Origin of the sequence: Gordonia sp. McavH-238-E (genome assembly GCF_022348225.1) — a bacterium.
In the GTDB taxonomy this organism is placed as follows: domain Bacteria; phylum Actinomycetota; class Actinomycetes; order Mycobacteriales; family Mycobacteriaceae; genus Gordonia; species Gordonia terrae.
The window spans coordinates 158,742-174,876 of the sequence record NZ_JAKRFE010000010.1 but is presented as its reverse complement, the minus strand read 5'-3'; the positions used below and the strand labels follow the sequence as shown (position 1 = coordinate 174,876).

The 16,135-nt window shown below is 68.0% G+C and carries 17 protein-coding genes; 6 read left to right on the top strand and 11 right to left on the bottom strand.

Going from position 1 to position 16,135, the window contains the following annotated elements; genetic code table 11:
* The first annotated feature begins 135 nt into the window (after nucleotides 1–135).
* Nucleotides 136–1,557, top strand: a complete 1,422-nt coding sequence (locus MHN80_RS17240) for a condensation domain-containing protein (protein ID WP_239402759.1) — start codon at nucleotides 136–138, stop codon at nucleotides 1,555–1,557.
* Between the two features lie 95 nt (nucleotides 1,558–1,652).
* Complete coding sequence (locus MHN80_RS17235; RefSeq protein WP_239402784.1) at nucleotides 1,653–3,239, top strand: MFS transporter; 1,587 nt, start codon at nucleotides 1,653–1,655, stop codon at nucleotides 3,237–3,239.
* Between the two features lie 54 nt (nucleotides 3,240–3,293).
* On the opposite strand, the gene tsf is transcribed toward MHN80_RS17235, so the two are convergent.
* Nucleotides 3,294–4,118: a translation elongation factor Ts gene (gene tsf, locus MHN80_RS17230; RefSeq protein WP_004572281.1), complete on the bottom strand. Its 825-nt coding sequence runs from the start codon at nucleotides 4,116–4,118 to the stop codon at nucleotides 3,294–3,296.
* Between the two features lie 56 nt (nucleotides 4,119–4,174).
* Nucleotides 4,175–4,996, bottom strand: coding sequence for a 30S ribosomal protein S2 (gene rpsB, locus MHN80_RS17225; RefSeq protein ID WP_064571072.1), 822 nt, complete (start codon nucleotides 4,994–4,996; stop codon nucleotides 4,175–4,177).
* A gap of 357 nt (nucleotides 4,997–5,353) precedes the next feature.
* Between rpsB and MHN80_RS17220 the strand changes: the two genes are divergently transcribed.
* Nucleotides 5,354–5,839 carry a M23 family metallopeptidase gene (locus tag MHN80_RS17220; protein WP_004572283.1) on the top strand — a complete coding sequence of 162 codons (486 nt, stop codon included), beginning with the start codon at nucleotides 5,354–5,356 and terminating at the stop codon, nucleotides 5,837–5,839.
* A 25-nt stretch (nucleotides 5,840–5,864) separates the two neighbouring features.
* Here the strand turns inward: MHN80_RS17220 and MHN80_RS17215 are convergent, their stop codons facing one another.
* Nucleotides 5,865–6,749: a tyrosine recombinase XerC gene (locus MHN80_RS17215; RefSeq protein ID WP_101818939.1), complete on the bottom strand. Its 885-nt coding sequence runs from the start codon at nucleotides 6,747–6,749 to the stop codon at nucleotides 5,865–5,867.
* A gap of 86 nt (nucleotides 6,750–6,835) precedes the next feature.
* The gene (locus tag MHN80_RS17210) at nucleotides 6,836–7,702 is read right to left on the bottom strand and encodes a siderophore-interacting protein (protein WP_239402758.1); all 867 of its coding nucleotides are present in this window, start codon (nucleotides 7,700–7,702) and stop codon (nucleotides 6,836–6,838) included.
* A gap of 174 nt (nucleotides 7,703–7,876) precedes the next feature.
* Here MHN80_RS17210 and MHN80_RS17205 point away from each other — a divergent pair, with 174 nt between their 5' ends.
* Nucleotides 7,877–8,455 carry a TetR/AcrR family transcriptional regulator gene (locus MHN80_RS17205; protein ID WP_239402757.1) on the top strand — a complete coding sequence of 193 codons (579 nt, stop codon included), beginning with the start codon at nucleotides 7,877–7,879 and terminating at the stop codon, nucleotides 8,453–8,455.
* Nucleotides 8,456–8,457: 2 nt separating this feature from the next.
* Here the strand turns inward: MHN80_RS17205 and dprA are convergent, their stop codons facing one another.
* A complete protein-coding gene (gene dprA / locus MHN80_RS17200) occupies nucleotides 8,458–9,603 on the bottom strand; it encodes a DNA-processing protein DprA (RefSeq protein WP_239402756.1) in 1,146 nt (381 codons plus the stop codon).
* On the bottom strand, nucleotides 9,600–11,108 hold the full coding sequence (locus tag MHN80_RS17195; RefSeq protein WP_239402755.1) for a YifB family Mg chelatase-like AAA ATPase: 1,509 nt from the start codon (nucleotides 11,106–11,108) through the stop codon (nucleotides 9,600–9,602). The genes dprA and MHN80_RS17195 overlap by 4 nt, the downstream gene beginning before the upstream one ends.
* Before the next feature lie 187 nt (nucleotides 11,109–11,295).
* Between MHN80_RS17195 and bluB the strand changes: the two genes are divergently transcribed.
* Together bluB and MHN80_RS17185 are read left to right on the top strand one after the other, a co-directional pair.
* A complete protein-coding gene (bluB, locus tag MHN80_RS17190; RefSeq protein ID WP_239402754.1) occupies nucleotides 11,296–11,934 on the top strand; it encodes a 5,6-dimethylbenzimidazole synthase in 639 nt (212 codons plus the stop codon).
* 99 nt (nucleotides 11,935–12,033) lie between these two features.
* On the top strand, nucleotides 12,034–13,374 hold the full coding sequence (locus MHN80_RS17185) for a DUF4185 domain-containing protein (protein ID WP_239402753.1): 1,341 nt from the start codon (nucleotides 12,034–12,036) through the stop codon (nucleotides 13,372–13,374).
* Between the two features lie 6 nt (nucleotides 13,375–13,380).
* Here the strand turns inward: MHN80_RS17185 and MHN80_RS17180 are convergent, their stop codons facing one another.
* From MHN80_RS17180 to rplS, 5 genes are all read right to left on the bottom strand, one after another.
* On the bottom strand, nucleotides 13,381–13,785 hold the full coding sequence (locus MHN80_RS17180) for a YraN family protein (RefSeq protein WP_239402752.1): 405 nt from the start codon (nucleotides 13,783–13,785) through the stop codon (nucleotides 13,381–13,383).
* A 102-nt stretch (nucleotides 13,786–13,887) separates the two neighbouring features.
* Nucleotides 13,888–14,199 (bottom strand): DUF2469 domain-containing protein, encoded by a 312-nt coding sequence (locus tag MHN80_RS17175; RefSeq protein ID WP_004572292.1) that lies wholly within the window; start codon nucleotides 14,197–14,199, stop codon nucleotides 13,888–13,890.
* A complete protein-coding gene (locus MHN80_RS17170) occupies nucleotides 14,196–14,885 on the bottom strand; it encodes a ribonuclease HII (protein WP_004572293.1) in 690 nt (229 codons plus the stop codon). The genes MHN80_RS17175 and MHN80_RS17170 overlap by 4 nt, the downstream gene beginning before the upstream one ends.
* Before the next feature lie 10 nt (nucleotides 14,886–14,895).
* Entirely contained in the window at nucleotides 14,896–15,750 is an 855-nt protein-coding gene (gene lepB, locus MHN80_RS17165; protein WP_004572294.1) for a signal peptidase I, read from the bottom strand.
* Between the two features lie 18 nt (nucleotides 15,751–15,768).
* Nucleotides 15,769–16,110, bottom strand: coding sequence for a 50S ribosomal protein L19 (gene rplS, locus MHN80_RS17160; RefSeq protein WP_004572295.1), 342 nt, complete (start codon nucleotides 16,108–16,110; stop codon nucleotides 15,769–15,771).
* Nucleotides 16,111–16,135 lie beyond the last annotated feature (25 nt).

Genomic DNA, 16,135 nt, shown 5'->3' with positions numbered 1-16,135 from the left:
CCCGTTTCCCCGACCGTCGAGGTTACCGTGCGGTAGGGTGCGTCCCGGTCGGCCGCTCCGTCCGGGAGACCTCGGACGCCTCTCGAGCGAGCGGTCGCCGGATCCACTTTCCCACAGGCGAATCGAGGAACACACATGATGAAGTTCGGCCTCATCGAGCAATGGGAGCCCCGTCCCGGTCACCTGACCAGCTGGGTCGCCTCCCTCGCTTCGGTGACGAATGCCGATCGGGCTCCTGTGCATCCCTCCCCGCCGTCCCACCAGCAGGAGGAGTACCTGCGGGTGGCGTGGCGCAACGAGTCCGCGGGGTTCCGCTTCGCGCGGCTCTGCCTGATGGCCTTCGACGTCTCGGCACCGCTCGACGTGTCCGCGATGACGAAGGCGGTCAACGAGTTCGTGAAGCGCCACGACAGTTTTCGGTCGTGGTTCTCGATGGAGGACGACGGTTCGGTCCTCCGCCATCTCGTGCCCCCGGAGGTCGTCGAACTGGTTCCGGTCGCACACGGCGACCGCGACGCGTCGCAACTGCGGACGCACGTGCAGGACGAGACCTCCGGGCCGTTCAACTGGGACTGTTTCACCTTCGGGGCCATCGAGTGGGAGGGCGGGTTCACCCTCTACGCCGCGGCCGACCATCTCAACACCGACGGGATCTCCCAGGCCATCACCTGCGTGGACCTGTTGACGCTCTATATGAACGAGGCCTTCGGCGGCGACGCCGAGCTACCCCCGGTCGGCAGCTACCTCGACTACTGCGTGCGCGAGCGCGCCGTGTCGCGCCGGCTGACCCGTCGATCACCGCACGTCCAACGCTGGATCGACCTGGTGCAGGCCAACGGTGGGCACCTGCCCGGCTTTCCGCTGCCGCTCGGCACCGGCGCGCAGACCTACACCCGCAGCGCAATCGTGAACTCGACCCTGTTCGACGAGCCCACGGCCGCGCGCTTCGAGCAGAACTGTCGCGATCTGGGCGCCAACATGATCGCCGGGATCATGACGGCGGCCGCCCTCGTGTATGCCGAGTTCACCGGTCGGACCGAGTATTTCGGGATGACCCCGAAGAGCACGAGATCGGGTGCCGCGGAACTGAAGTCGGTCGGCTGGTTCACGAGCCTGATCCCCGTTCCGCTCACCGTCGGCGACGACACCACGTTCCGCTCCCTCGCGCCGGCGGCCGCGCGCAGCTACGAATCCGGAAAAGAGCTGACCGACATCTCGTTTCACCGGGTGCTCGAACTCGTGGAACCCGGTGACGAGATCGCGGTCCGGTCCGGCTGGGCGGTACCGATGGTGTCCTACATCGACGTCCGCAAACTGCCCGGCGTCGAGATCTTCGAGGCCGGGAACGGGTGCCTCTTCGGCAATCGCGGGAGCAGCGAAGAGGTGTACATGTGGGTCAACCGGTTCTCCGGCCAGACCTCGATCACGTTGCTGTACCCCGACACCGAGATCGCGCACGACTCCGTGGCGCAGTACGTCGACCGATTCGTCGCGGTGATGTCGGCGGTCGCCGACCTCGGCGATTACCGACCATCGCTGCCGGCTCTCGCTCCGTGACCGCCGGTCCCGCGGCGGGCCGGGAGACCGCCGGCGCTCTGCGCGATCGTCCGGGCGCATGGGCGGCCCTCGCGGGATGCCTGCTCGGTGTGTTCATGCAGATGCTGGACACCACCATCGTCAACATCGCTCTGCCCGATCTCGCCCGGGATCTCGGCGCGTCGACCTCGCAGCAACTCCTGGTGCTGACCGTGTACACACTGTCGTTCGCCTGCACCCTGCTGACCGCGGCAACGCTCGGGGCGCGAGTCGGACGCCGCCGGATGTTCGTCGCCGGGATGGTGGCCTTCACGCTGACGTCGGTCCTGTGCGGGGCGGCGACCGGCCCTGGTGAGCTCATCGCCCTCCGCGGGATACAGGGCGTCAGTGCGGCACTCATGTCCGCACAGACCCTGGCGCTCATCGCGGCCCTGTTCGACAAGAGGCGTCACGGACTCGTCTTCGGCGTCTACGGGGCCGTCGCCGGTCTCGCCGCCATCCTCGGACCGGTGATCGGCGGCGTGCTCGTCGACGCCGACGTCCTCGGATGGGGCTGGCGCGCGATCTTTTTCGTCAACGTCCCGCTCGGCCTGCTCTCCTGTCTGCTCGCCCACCGCCGCCTACCCGACGCGCGCGAGCCGGCGCCGGGACGCGTGGACGTCCCGGGCGTGGTTCTGTCGGCGACGGCGCTGTTCCTGCTGCTGTACCCACTGGCCCTCGGACGCGAGATGGGGTGGCCCCCGATCCTGTGGATGATGATCGGGGCAGCCGGAGTCCTGTTGGCGCTGTTCGCCCTTCACGAGGTGCGCGTCGACGCCCGCGGTGGCACTCCCCTGTTGCGACCACAGCTGTTCGCCTCGCGCCGGTTCGCGGTCGGACTTCTCCTGTCCCTCGTGTTCTTCAGCGTGTTCGCGGGATTTTTCTTCACCGTGTCGATCTCGGCCCAGTTCGGACTCGGCTACTCGGCGTTCCGAACCGGGATGCTGGCCCTGCCCTTCGCGATCGGCGCCGCCGTCGGCTCGCTCTGCTCGCCCCGGGTGGTTGCCCGGTTCACGGCTCCGTTCACTCTGACGACCGGATCCGTCGCCGTCGGAGCCGGATTCGTCTGGCTCGCGATGATCATCGAACCGGCAGCGGAGAGCTTGCCGATGCCCGGGATTCTCGGTCCCCTCGTACTCGGCGGCGTGGGCACGGGTTTGTTCATCGCACCACTGCAGGCGGTGATCCTCTCCGACACGACCGAGGCCACGGTGGGCACGGCAACCGGGACGATCCCCACGGTCCAGCAGATCGGCGCCTCGCTCGGCCTGGCGGTCGTCACCCTCTTCTTCTTCGGTCAGGTGGCCGGCCAGACAACCGAGACGGTTCCGGCGGTTCGAGCCGAACTCGTTGCCTCGCTGTCGGAGTCACCCGTTCAGCCGATGTTCCATGAGGCGGTCGCCGACCGTTTCGCCTCCTGCGCGAGCGATCAGCTGCGGTCCGCTCATCCGGAGCGACCGGTGCCCGCCTGCGCGGGCGGACCGACGTCGCCGGCGGTCGCCGCGGTCGCCGCGCAGGCCCGACCCTGGACCCAGGATGCGGCGCGGTCGGTGACCGCCCGGACGTTCCTGGCCGCGCTGCAGACGACCCTGGTGACACTGGGCCTCGTCGCCATGGCGATCGCGGCACTCACGACTGCTCTGCGGGCACGACAGACCCCGTGAACGCACATCGCCCCGTCTCCTCGACGGAGACGGGGCGATGCGGAGCGAGTTCGATCAGGCCTGGCCGACCTCGAACCGCGTGAAGCCCTTGATGGTCACGCCGGCCTCGTCGAGCAGTGCCTTCACGGTCTTCTTGGAGTCCTGCACCGACGACTGGTCGAGCAGCACGACATCCTTGTAGAAGCCGTTGACGCGACCCTCCACGATCTTGGGCAGAGCCTGCTCCGGCTTGCCCTCTTCCTTGGCGGTCTGCTCGGCGATACGACGCTCGTTCTCGACGACGTCCGCGGGGACCTCGTCACGAGTGGCGTAGCGCGCCTTCAGAGCAGCGACCTGCATCGCGGCGCCGCGAGCGGCCTCTTCGGCACCTTCGCCCTCACCGGTGTAGGACACGAGCACACCGACGGCCGGGGGCAGATCGGAGGCACGCTTGTGCAGGTACACGGCCACCGGGCCGTCGTAGTACGCCACGCGACGGAGCTCGAGCTTCTCGCCGATCTTGGCCGAGAGGGCGGCGACCGCTTCGTCGACGGTGCCGTCGCCGAGCGGAGCCTTCTTCAGTTCGTCGAGATCGTTCGTCTTGGCCGCGGCCGCCGCGTTCACGATGTCGTCGGCGAGCTGCTGGAACTCACCGTTCTTCGCGACGAAGTCGGTCTCGGAGTTGATCTCGATGAGCGCGCCGTCCTTGGCCGCGACCAAGCCCTCGGCGGTGGAACGCTCAGCGCGCTTGCCCACGTCCTTGGCACCCTTGATGCGCAGCTCTTCGACGGCCTTGTCGAAATCGCCGTCGTTGTTGGCCAGCGCGTTCTTGCAGTCGAGCATTCCAGAGCCGGTGAGCTCACGGAGACGCTTCACATCAGCTGCGGTGTAGTTCGCCATCGTCGGCGAGCCTCCTTCGGGAAGTGTGTTGGGACCGGACTGCAGAGCAGTCGGGACTACTGAGCGGCCGGTGCGTCGGTCGCGGCGTCGCCGCCTGCCGGCGCGGCAGCCTGGGTCAGCAGTTCCTGCTCCCACTCTGCCAGGGGCTCGCCGCCGCCGGCCTCGGGCTTGGCGTCGCCACTGGCGGCACCGGCACGGGCCTGGACACCCTCGGCCACGGCCGAGGCCACGACACGGGTGAGCAGCGCGGCGCTGCGGATGGCGTCGTCGTTGCCCGGGATCGGGTAGTCGACGAGATCGGGATCGCAGTTGGTGTCGAGGATCGCGATGACCGGGATGTTCAGCTTCCGCGCCTCACCGACGGCGATGTGCTCTTTGTTGGTGTCGACGACCCACACGGCCGAGGGGACCTTGGCCATGTCACGGATGCCGCCGAGCGTGCGCTCGAGCTTGTTCTTCTCACGCGTGAGCATGAGGATTTCCTTCTTGGTGCGACCCTCGAAGCCACCGGTCTGCTCCATGGTCTCGAGTTCCTTCAGGCGCTGCAAGCGCTTGTGGACGGTCGAGAAGTTGGTGAGCATGCCACCGAGCCAGCGCTGGTTGACGTACGGCATGCCGACACGGGTCGCCTCCGCGGCGATCGACTCCTGCGCCTGCTTCTTGGTGCCGACGAAGAGAATGGTGCCACCGTGGGCGACCGTCTCCTTGACGAACTCGTACGCCTTGTCGATGTAGGTCAGCGTCTGCTGCAAATCGATGATGTAGATGCCGTTGCGGTCGGTGAAGATGAATCGCTTCATCTTCGGGTTCCAACGGCGGGTCTGGTGCCCGAAGTGTGCGCCGCTGTCAAGCAGCTGCTTCATGGTCACGACAGCCATGATCGTCCTTTTCTCGCAGTTGTCGTCGGCACCGTCGGTACCGACCCTGGCGCCTGCGGCCGAGTGCCACCCAGGACGGCATGGACCGTTCCGGGACTGCTCACTTGGCGTGTGTTTTCTCGACTGTGCTGGTCAGGGCGTCGAAGCCGCTGAGCAACACGGAACCGAATGCAGGCGCGCGAAGTCACCTCATCAACGATCGATGAGGTGCGGTGAGGAGTTTACGCCGCCGCAGAAGGAACACCAAAACGCCTTCGCCCACGTCGGAGTGCGAATCCGGCAGCGGTGCACCAACCGGCGGATCCCGCACGGCCTCTGCTGCGTCCAATCCAGGTGCCATTTCCTTCACCGCGTGTCGTGGCCACGCTCGTGCTCGCCGCCCTCTGGTGTGCCGGTCCGATCGCCACTGCCTCCACCGACGGGGTGTACTCGGCCCCGCTGACACCTCGGCCGACCGTGGTGACGGCCTTCGACGAACCGGAGAAACGCTGGCAGCGGGGGCACCGGGGCGTCGACCTCGCCGCCGGGCCCGGACAGGCCGTCCGCGCGGCCGGTGCCGGGCGGGTGCGGTTCGCGGGAACGGTCGTGGGACGGCCGGTCGTCTCGGTGGCGCATCCCGACGGTGTGATCACGACGTACGAGCCGGTGGAGGCCCGCGTCGCGGCGGGTGACCACGTCTCTCGTGGCGAGATCATCGGGACGGTGATCGGCGGGCATCCGGGCTGCCCGGTGGTCGTCTGCCTGCACTGGGGAGCTCGGCGCGGCAGCGGCCGCGGGTCGGACTACATGGACCCGCTGGGACTGCTCGGCGCGGTCCGAGTCCGACTCAAACCGGTTGGATGACCCACGGGCGCGCCGCCCGGAGTCCTCAGGCCCGCGGGTGCGCCTGACGATGGACGGCGCGCAGGCGCTCGACGCTCACATGGGTGTAGATCTGTGTCGTCGCGAGCGACGAGTGCCCGAGCAGTTCCTGGACGACGCGCAGGTCGGCACCGCCCTCGAGCAGGTGTGTGGCGGCGCTGTGGCGGAGCCCGTGCGGTCCGGTCGCCGGCCCGCCGCTCGCGTCGACCGCCCGTGCCACGACCGAGCGCGCCATCCGCTGGTCCAACCGGCCCCCGCGGGCACCGAGGAGCAGCGCCGCCCCCGAGGCGTCGGTCACCAGGGCCGGGCGTCCGGTCCGGAGCCAGTCGTCGATCGCGCGCGCGGCCGGCTCACCGTAGGGCACCGACCGTTCCTTGTCGCCCTTGCCGATCACGCGCACCACCCGCCGGTCGGCATCGACGTCACCGACGTCGAGCCCGCACAGCTCCCCCACGCGAACCCCGCTCGCGTACAACAGCTCCAGGATCACCCGGTCGCGTAATGCGATCGGGTCGTCGGCCGCTCGGTCCACGCCGGTGGCCGCGATCGCGGCTTCGGCCTGGGCCGGGGCCAGGACCGCGGGCAGGGTCCGGTGCGCCTTGGGCGCCTTCAGCCGCTGCGACGGGTCGGTGGCCAGGTAGCCCTCGCGGACCGCCCACGCGCAGAAGGTCTTCGCCGCCGAGACCTGTCGGGCGACGGTTGTCCGCGCAGCGCCACGGCGGGTCAGTTCGGCGAGCCAGGCCCGCAGCAATGCGAGGTCGATGGCGCCGACCTCGATCCCCCGGGCACCGGCGAACGAGACCAGCGCACGAGCACCACCGACGTAGGCACGGATCGTGTGCTCACTGCGCCCTTTCTCGAGGCGCAGGTGGTCGGCGAAGTCGTCGAGCATGGTCACGACCTCACCGTGTCGGACAGCCGGGCGCAACAGCACACGCGGCGTCGTGGCCGAATCGGTGCCACGATGGTCGGTCCGCGTCAGCCCTGGGCGCCGACACCCTCTTCCTCGGCACGCAGGTCGGCCTTCCACTGCCGGAAGCCCTCCTCGGTCCGTCCGCGCCGCCAGTAGCCGGAGATCGACGCGTTCGCCGCCCCCACACCGCGCTCCTTGCGGACATAGGCCCGCAGGTTGTGCATGACCGCCTGCGCCTCACCGTGGATGAACACGTGCGGCTCGCCGTCGAGCCATTCCGCCGCGCGGACCGCCTCGATCAGCGGGGCGTTGTCGCCGGCGAGTGAGTCGTCCACCTCGCCCGCGGGCCCGCCGCGATGCACCCAGGAGATCTCCGCCCCGACCGGCGCCCGGAGTTCGAGCTCGTCTTCGGGACCGGCCACCTCGATGAAGACCTTGGCGACGGCGTCGGCGGGCAACGCCTCCAGTGCGGCCGCCACCGCAGGGAGTCCGGCCTCATCACAGGCCAGCAGGTGCCAGGGAGCGTCTGTCCGCGGGCGGTAACCGCTGCCCGGGCCGATGAAGCGGATCGTCTCCCCCGGCTGGACCGACGCCGCCCAGGGGCCGGCGATGCCCTCGCTGCCGTGGACGACGAAGTCGACGACGAGCTCGCGGGCCGCCGCATCCACGCGGCGGACGGTGTAGGTGCGCAGCACCGGTTGACGTTCCGCCGGCTCGGCGGAACGGATCTCCTGGAGATCGAACGGCTCCGGGTAGGTGACACCCGGCGGCGCGAAGACGAACTTCACGTACATGTCGGTGTCGGGCTCCCCGGACTTCCCCAGCGCCGGCTGGAAGTCGTCGAATCCTTCTCCACCCAGGAACAGGCGCACGAAGTGCGGACTGATCCGCTCGCTCCGCAGCACCGTCATCGTGTTCACGCGTTTCGCCATCGAACCTCCCTTTCAGGCGTCAACCCTACGCCTTCCAGATTAGGTGACCCTTAGCTTTAGTCGAGCGAACCACCCATCCGCGGTTGTAAGGTTTCTCTTCGATCGAGCGATGTGCATCTGAGACTTTGCCATTACTAAAATCAGACGTCGTGAGACCCGACCAGAGGTGACTCCATGCCGGATCAGCCCGTGGATCATTCCACCCCGCGCCGCGGTTCGCGGTTGAGCGTGGACGACTGGCTGGAGGCCGCGACCCAGATCCTGGTCGACGACGGCATCGACGCACTGAAGATCTCGCGTCTGAGCGCGCGTCTCGGTGTGACCAAGGGCAGCTTCTACTGGCATTTCACCGACATCGGCGCATTGAAGGCCGCGCTCGCGGAACACTGTCGGCGGGCTCAGTCGGCGGCAGCCGATCGGATCGAGGCGCTCGAGGCCCTACCACCGGTCGAACGGGTGGAAGGGATGGCACGCCTCCTGTCCGACCCGCGCCGCTGGGCGATGGAGTCGGCTCTGCGCCGGTGGGCCGACACCGACGCATCGATCGCCGACTCGGTCGACCAGCTCGACTGCCGGATCTTCTCGATCGCGATCTCGGCGATGCGCGAGCTCGGCTTCTCGGAGGCCGAGACACACGCTCGCGCCACGACATTGCTGTACGCGGGCATCGGCTATGTCCACGCGCACGGCCGGCTGAACGAGGCGACCCCCGACGATCTGCGCGTCATCATCGACGTCCTCACCCGCCGCTGAGCTCACGCCAGCCGCCATCGTCCATCGACGTTCTGCACATACCCCCTGATGTCGAGGTGCGCCAACGCCGACCGGACCGCCCCGATGTCGAGACCCGCGGCGAAGGCGATCTCGTCGATCCCCACGGCGCCGCGGCCGGGAATGGCGTCGTGGACACGCAGTTGCTCGGCGTCGAGTCCGTCCGTCGGCTTCGTGCGACCCCGGCCGACGTCGCCCCCTCCGTCGGGGCGCACCAGGTTGACGATCGAGGCGACGTCGGAGACCAGCACCGCGAGGTCGTCGGCGATCATGCGGTGGCAGCCGACCGAGGTCGCCGAGGTGACCGGGCCGGGCACCGCGCCCAGCGGCCGGCCGAGCTTGCGCGCCCACGCGGCGGTGTTCGCCGCGCCGGACCGTCGTCCGGCCTCGACCACCACGGTCGCACCGCTCATCGCCGCCACGAGACGGTTCCGGGTGAGGAACCGGTGTTTGGCGGCCGTCGTCCCCGGCGGGTACTCGCTGATCACCGCACCCGTGCGCGCGATCGCGGTCAGCAGAGCCGCGTGCGACGCCGGATAGTCCCGGTCGATGCCGCACGCCATCACCGCCGCGGTCACTCCACCCGCCGCGACCACCGCACGGTGGGCGGCGCCATCGATGCCGAACGCACCCCCGGACAGCACCGCGAAACCTTCGCCCGACAGTCCCGACGCGAGTGTCTGCGTGACGTGTTCGCCATAGGCCGACGCGGCGCGGGACCCGATCACCGCCACCGACGCGGCGGCGAGATCGTCGAGGCGGGCGGGACCGCGCACCCACAGGGCGAGCGGTTCGCCCCCACGCGCCGCGGTGTCGGCCTGTCCCAGTGCCAGCATCGACCAGGCAGGCCATTCCGGGTCGGCGCGGGTCACCAACCGTGCGCCGATCCGGTCAGCGGTGTCGAGGTCGTCTGTCGCACAGTCGGAATCACACCGGGCCGCGGTCGCGCCGAGCACCGCGTCGTGACCCCCGGGCACGGTGCGTCGACGAATCGCCGATGCGGCCTCGACCGGACCGATGTCGTCGACGAGCGCGATGATCGCGGCACACGGCGGTTCGGCCACCCGAGCCAGATAAGCCCACGCGATCGATTCGGGAGAACGGGACTCCGACGGATGGGCGGCGGTCACCAGGTCGCTCCTCGGTCTCGGTACAGAAGCGCCTGCGCGACATCGTCTTCCACGGGACGACCCGTACCGCGCAGATCACAGAGGGTCCACGCCAGGCGCAGCGCGCGATCGGCGCCGCGAGCCGTCACGCGGCCGTCGCGCAGGAACAATTCGATGGGCCGCAACACGTCCGGCGGCAGTCGGAACCGCTGTCGCAGCGCGGACCCGGGGACCTCGGCATTGGTGCGCCACCCGAACTGCGCCCACCGGTCGATCGCGGTGGCGCGCGCAGTGGTCACGCGGGCCCGGACATCGGCGCTGGACTCCCCCGCACCGCTCATCAGGGCCGTGTTTCCCGGCGGATCCATGCGTACGCGGATGTCCACGCGGTCCAGCAGTGGCCCCGACAACTTGCCCAGATAGCGTCGTCGAACGACGGCCGAGCACACACAATCCACGTCGTGGGCGGGCGCACACGGACACGGGTTCGCCGCCAGGATCAGCTGGAACCTGGAGGGGTAGACCGCCACGCCGTCTCGTCGCGGCACCCGGACCTCACCGTCCTCGAGGGGTTCTCGAAGCGACTCCAGGGATTTGACACTCATCTCGGCGCACTCGTCGAGGAACAACACCCCTCGGTGTGCCTTGGACACCGCACCCGGACGCGCGAAACCCGTACCCCCTCCGAGCAGGGCTGTGGTCGTCGAACTGTGATGCGGGGCGATGAACGGTGGCTCGGTGATCAGCGGACGCCCCGGCGACAACTCCCCCACCAGCGAATGGATCGCCGTCACCTCCAGGGAATCCTCGAGGCCCAGCGGCGGCAGAATACCCGGCAACCGCCGCGCCAACATCGTCTTGCCGATCCCCGGCGACCCCGTCATCAACACGTGATGCGCTCCGGCCGCGGCGATCTCGAGCGCATGCCGGGCCTCCTGTTGCCCCACGACGTCGGCCATGTCCGGGATCGGCGGCGGCTTCGTCGTCGTCGCCTCGTGCACGGTGTCGAGCACGTGGTCACCGGCCAGCCACTGCGTCACCTCCTTGAGACTCGTCGCACCACCGACGTCCATCCCCACGACCAGCGCCGCCTCGGCGACCGTCTCGATCGGCACGACCGCCCGGCAGTAGCCCGCCTGCCGCGCCGCGATCACCGCCGGCAGGACTCCGCGGATCGGCCGCACGTTGCCGTCCAGACCGAGTTCGCCCAAGAAGATCGTCGATGACAGCCTCTCCGCCGACACCTGTTGAGTGGCAGCCAGGATCGCGACGGCCATCGACAGATCGAACCCCGAACCGATCTTCGGTATGTCGGCCGGCGACAGAGCCACCGTCACCTTCAACTCGGGAAAACTGAACCCGGAGTTCTTGATCGCGGCCCGCACCCGGTCCCGTGCCTCTCGCACCGACGGATCCGGGTTGCCGGTCACCGCGAATCCCGGCAACCCCGAACTGACACTCGCCTGCACGTCGACGACGCTTGCGGCAAAGGCATTGAGCCCCACCGCCTGTGTTTGCCCCAGCATGAGCACAGTCTCGGCGGTGACGCGCGTGGCGGGCGGCGCCGAACCGCTCCGACAGCCGATCTGTGGATGACCCCGTGGTTGTCCACCATCGACGCGCATCGAGGCTCGCCTCGCGTGAACTCGACGGCGGGACATACACCAGGGACCCGCTCCGTCGGTCGACACGCATGACTAGGCTCGACAACCGATGAGCGACGGAACTTTCGACGATGAGTTCGTCGGCGATCTCGACCGACTACTTCGATGGCGGCGCGACGTCCGTCGCTTCCGCCGCGAACCACTCGAACCCCACGTGCTTCCCGAAATCCTCGAGGCGGCCGAACTGGCACCGTCCGTGGGCAACAGTCAACCGTGGCGCTGGGTCGAGGTGCGGTCCGCCGAAGCCCGACAATCGGTGCGCGAGAGCTTCACTCGCTGCAATGCCGATGCGCTCGGCGGCTACACGGGCGAACGCGCACAGCTCTATTCGTCACTCAAGCTCGCCGGTCTCGACGACGCTCCCGTCCACCTCGCCGTGTTCTGCGAACCCGCTGTCGAGCAGGGCCGGGGACTCGGCCGACAAACAGTGCCCGAGACGCTGGAGTATTCGGTCGTCAGCGCGATCTCCACACTCTGGCTCGCGGCGCGGGCGCGGGGCGTCGGGGTCGGGTGGGTGTCGATCATCGAACCCGACCGGGTGACCACGGCACTCGACGTACCGTCTTCATGGAAGTTGGTCGCCTATCTGTGCATCGGCCACCCCGCCCACGACTCGGAGACGCCGGAACTCGAGCGTGTCGGTTGGCAGTCACGGACGGGTTCGCAGGAGCGGTTCTTCGTGCGCTGACACCAGATCGTGACCCCTCGAATTGCGCGATCCGACGGTAACTCCAGTAACAATAGTCACGTCAATCACTTCTGCCACAAGAGTAACTGGAGGACGCGCGTGTCGAGCCGTCTCACCACGAGTGTCCGGCTGGCGCTCGCCGGGGTCATCGCGTTCAGCGGTACCGCAATCGCCCTGACGACCGGCGCCGGCGTCGCGCACGCTGCACCCTGTGGCAACGCGAGCACCGGATCGAGCTTTCTCGGCTTCGGATCCAGCGGTTCGAGCGGATCGAGCGGTTCCGCAGGCTCCTCCGGCAGCTCGAACATCCCGAATCCGGGTCCGCAGGCCCCGCTCGTGCCCTACGTCGGCGCCAAGTCCCGCACCGTCGGCTGGGTGACGGGCCCGCTCAGCACCAACCGGACGTTCAGCCGGTTCGGCATCGGCGGCACCGACCTCGGCGTCGCCTGGGACAACGGGCGCGGCCAGACCCTGATGGCGTTCGGCGACACGTTCGGCAACTGCAATGCCCCGAGACAGCAGTGGCGTCACAACGTGCTGCTGCGCACCGACGACGACAACCTCGCCAACGGACTGTCGGTGCCCGACGGCCGGGCCGGCGACGTGACGTCCGGTTCGGTCATCGCGCCCGGACAACCGAACTACGCGCAGGAACTCATCCCGTCGGTCGGCATCTCCAACGTCGAGGTCACGACCATCCCGACCGCGGCCATCTCCCTCCCACACGGCGACGGCTTCCGCCAGTACATCAACTACATGTCGGTGCGATCGTGGGGATCGCCGGGCAACTGGGTCACCAACTTCTCGGCGATCGCCCATTCCGACGACAACGGCCAGACCTGGGTCACCGACCAGGACACGATCCTAGTCAACGCGCCGGTCTCGCTCAGACTCCCCGGCGAGTTCCGTCCGGTGGAGTTCAACAACGGCAAGTTCCAGCAGAACGCCTACGTCCGCGGTCGGCCCGGGACGCCCGAAGCGGACTACGTCTACCAGTACGGCACGCCGAACGGCCGCTTCGGCGCCGCGTTCCTCGCGCGGTTCAAGCCGGCCGACATCCTGAAACTCGACGCCTACGAGTACTGGGCGGGGAAGAGCCGGGGCTGGGTCGACGACATCGCCGCCATCCCCGACGACGGCTCCGCGGTGGTCGTCCGGCAGCCGGTCACCGAACTCTCGGTCGCCTGGAGCCCATACCTCGAGAAATACATCATGCTCGACGGCGACAACGACATCACGCTGCGCACCTCCGACCATCCCGAAGGACCGTGGAGCGCTCCGAAAACCATCGTGCCCCGCGGCGCACTGGTGCTGTACGGGCCGATGATGCTGCCGAACTCCCCTGCCTTGCAGAGTGACTCGAAGGACCTGTACTTCAATGCGTCGCGGTGGAGCGACTACAACGTGATGCTGATCCGCACGGACCTGAGCAAACTCTGACGCACCTCACACGTACACGCCTCGGTGATGCCGCACCCGCGCACGAGCGAGATCGTCAGGAGCGGCTTGATCGAGCCGCACACTGACCACGTCGAACCGGATCTGCGACCACCTACGGTCCTGCGCGGCCAGCCACAACCGGGCGAGTCGACGCATCCGGGTGAGCTTGGTCGGCGTCACCGCCATGACCGGATCATCGTAGGTGCGGCTCGCTCGCGTCTTGACCTCGACGATCACCAGGATCGACCCTTCGCACGCAACGAGATCGAGCTCGCCATATCTGGTACGCCAATTGCGATCCAGGACAACCCAACCCAGCGACGTCGCGTAGTCCGCGGCCACGTCCTCGCCGAGTCGGCCGATGTGGCCACGTCGATCGGGGCGGGGATGTCCGCGCGGTTCAGAACTCATGCCGATCAGCTTCGCGCAGAACCGCTTTCGCCGACCCCTCGAGAGCGAGCAACGCCCTGATCTGTGGAGGATCAGGGCGTTGTCAACAGGTTTCGATCTCGATCAGGGCTCGTCGGGCAGGCGGAGTTCCGACTTCTCCAGCTCTTCGATGTTGACGTCCTTGAACGTGATCACGCGAACCTGTTTGACGAAACGCGCGGGCCGGTACATGTCCCACACCCACGCATCGCTCATGCGGAGTTCGAAGTAGACCTCGCCGTCGGTGTTGCGCGGGATCATCTCGACCGCGTTGGCGAGGTAGAAGCGCCGCTCTGTCTCCACCACATACGTGAACTGCCCGACGATGTCCTTGTACTCGCGGTACAGAGAGAGTTCCATCTCGGTTTCGTACTTCTCGAGATCCTCAGCACTCATCCTGTCAGCCTATCCCTGTTGTCGTTTGCGCTGGTGACCACACGTGCCGCGACATTACGGTACGACATGCGGTGTTGGGGTGAGGGGCCTGCCGCGTCGATGCGCGACATGTGCAGCGCCGTGCTGTAGCCCTTGTGGATGGCGAAGTCGTAGCCGGGCAGGTCGTCGTCCATCGCGACCATGATGCGGTCTCGGGTGACCTTGGCGATGATGCTGGCGGCGGCGATGCACGCGGCCGCCCCGTCTCCCCCGATCACCGGCAGTGACGGCGCGGTCAGTCCCGGCACCGCGAAGCCGTCGGACAATACGTATCCGGGTTTCACGTCGAGCGCCGCCACCGCACGTCGCATGCCCTCGATGTTGGCGACGTGGATCCCGATGCGATCGATCTCCGCGGCCTCGATGACCACCGCGCTCCAGCTCTGGGCGTAGCGCGTCACCGAGCGGTACAAACCCTCGCGCGTGCGCTCGGAGAGACGCTTGGAATCGTCGAGTTCCGCCAGCGAGACGAGCTGCGTGGGTTTGAGCACACACGCCGCGACCACGAGCGGCCCGGCGCAGGCACCGCGACCGGCCTCGTCGACGCCGGCAACAGGTCCGAGGCCCTGGCGATGCAGCGCGAATTCGAACGTCCGCAGCCCCGCGGCGCGGCGGACGGGAGAGCGCGGAGGCCATCGAGTCGTCACAGTGCACCCATCACTGCTGCGGATTGAACGAACCGACACCACCGATCCGCGAGAAGGGGTAGATGATGAAGCGCACCTTGCCGCGGATGTCACTGACCGGGACCGTGCCCTGATACTGGTCGTCCACGTGGTACCGGGAGTCCTGGGAGTTCAGCCGGTTGTCGCCCATCACCCACACGTTGCCTTCGGGGACCTTGATCGGACCGAAGTCCGGACCCAGACACGGCGGCACCTGGTTGCCCGGCCCGGCGACGCCGGGGCCGAACGAGGTGACCGTCTCCTCCTGGAGCTTCATGTCGATGTAGGGCTCACGCAGCGGTCGCCCGTCGACCTTGACGCCGACACCCTCGTCGTTGCGACATTCGACGGTCTGACCACCGGTGGCGATGACCCGCTTGACGAGATTGTTCTCGTCCGGTGGCGCGAACCCGAACCACGAGAGGGCATCCTGCGCCTTGTGCATCACCGGGTTCGTCGACCGGGGTGACACCCAGGCGCCGTTCCACGACTCCGACGGACCCTTGAACACGACGACGTCACCGGGCTGCGGATCGCCGAACCGGTACGTCAGCTTGTCGATGACGATGCGGTCGTTGGTGCACCCGTCGCAGCCGATGAGCGTCGACTCCATCGACTCCGACGGGATCACGTACTGCCGACCGATGAAGGTCTGCAGAACCCAGGTGAGGAGCAGGACGCACCCCACGATGATCACGACTTCGCGTAGGAGCGAGCCCGATCCGGACTTACGCTTTCCGCGGTCGTCGGTGGGGTCGTCCCGGTCGGTCTTCAATCGCCACGGACGCTTGGCGTCCTCGTCGCGGTCACCGTCGGGTGCATCGTGGGGTCGCTGTGTGTCGGCCACCTCGTCAGGTTAGACGCGTCAGCGCTTTTCCTTGATCTTGGCTGCCTTGCCGCGCAGATCGCGCAGGTAGTACAGCTTGGCGCGACGGACGTCACCGCGGGTGAGGACGTCGATCTTGGCGATGTTCGGGCTGTGCACGGGGAAGGTGCGCTCGACGCCGACGCCGAAGGACACCTTGCGGACGGTGAAGGTCTCGCGCACGCCGCCACCCTGGCGGCGGATGACGACACCCTTGAACACCTGCACGCGCTCCTTGCTGCCCTCGATGACCTTGACGTGGACGTCGAGGGTGTCGCCGGGGCCGAAGTCCGGCACGTCGTCGCGGAGGGACTGCTTGTCGAGGAAGTCGAGCGTGTTCATGTGTCGTGGTCCTTGTCTGGCGGGA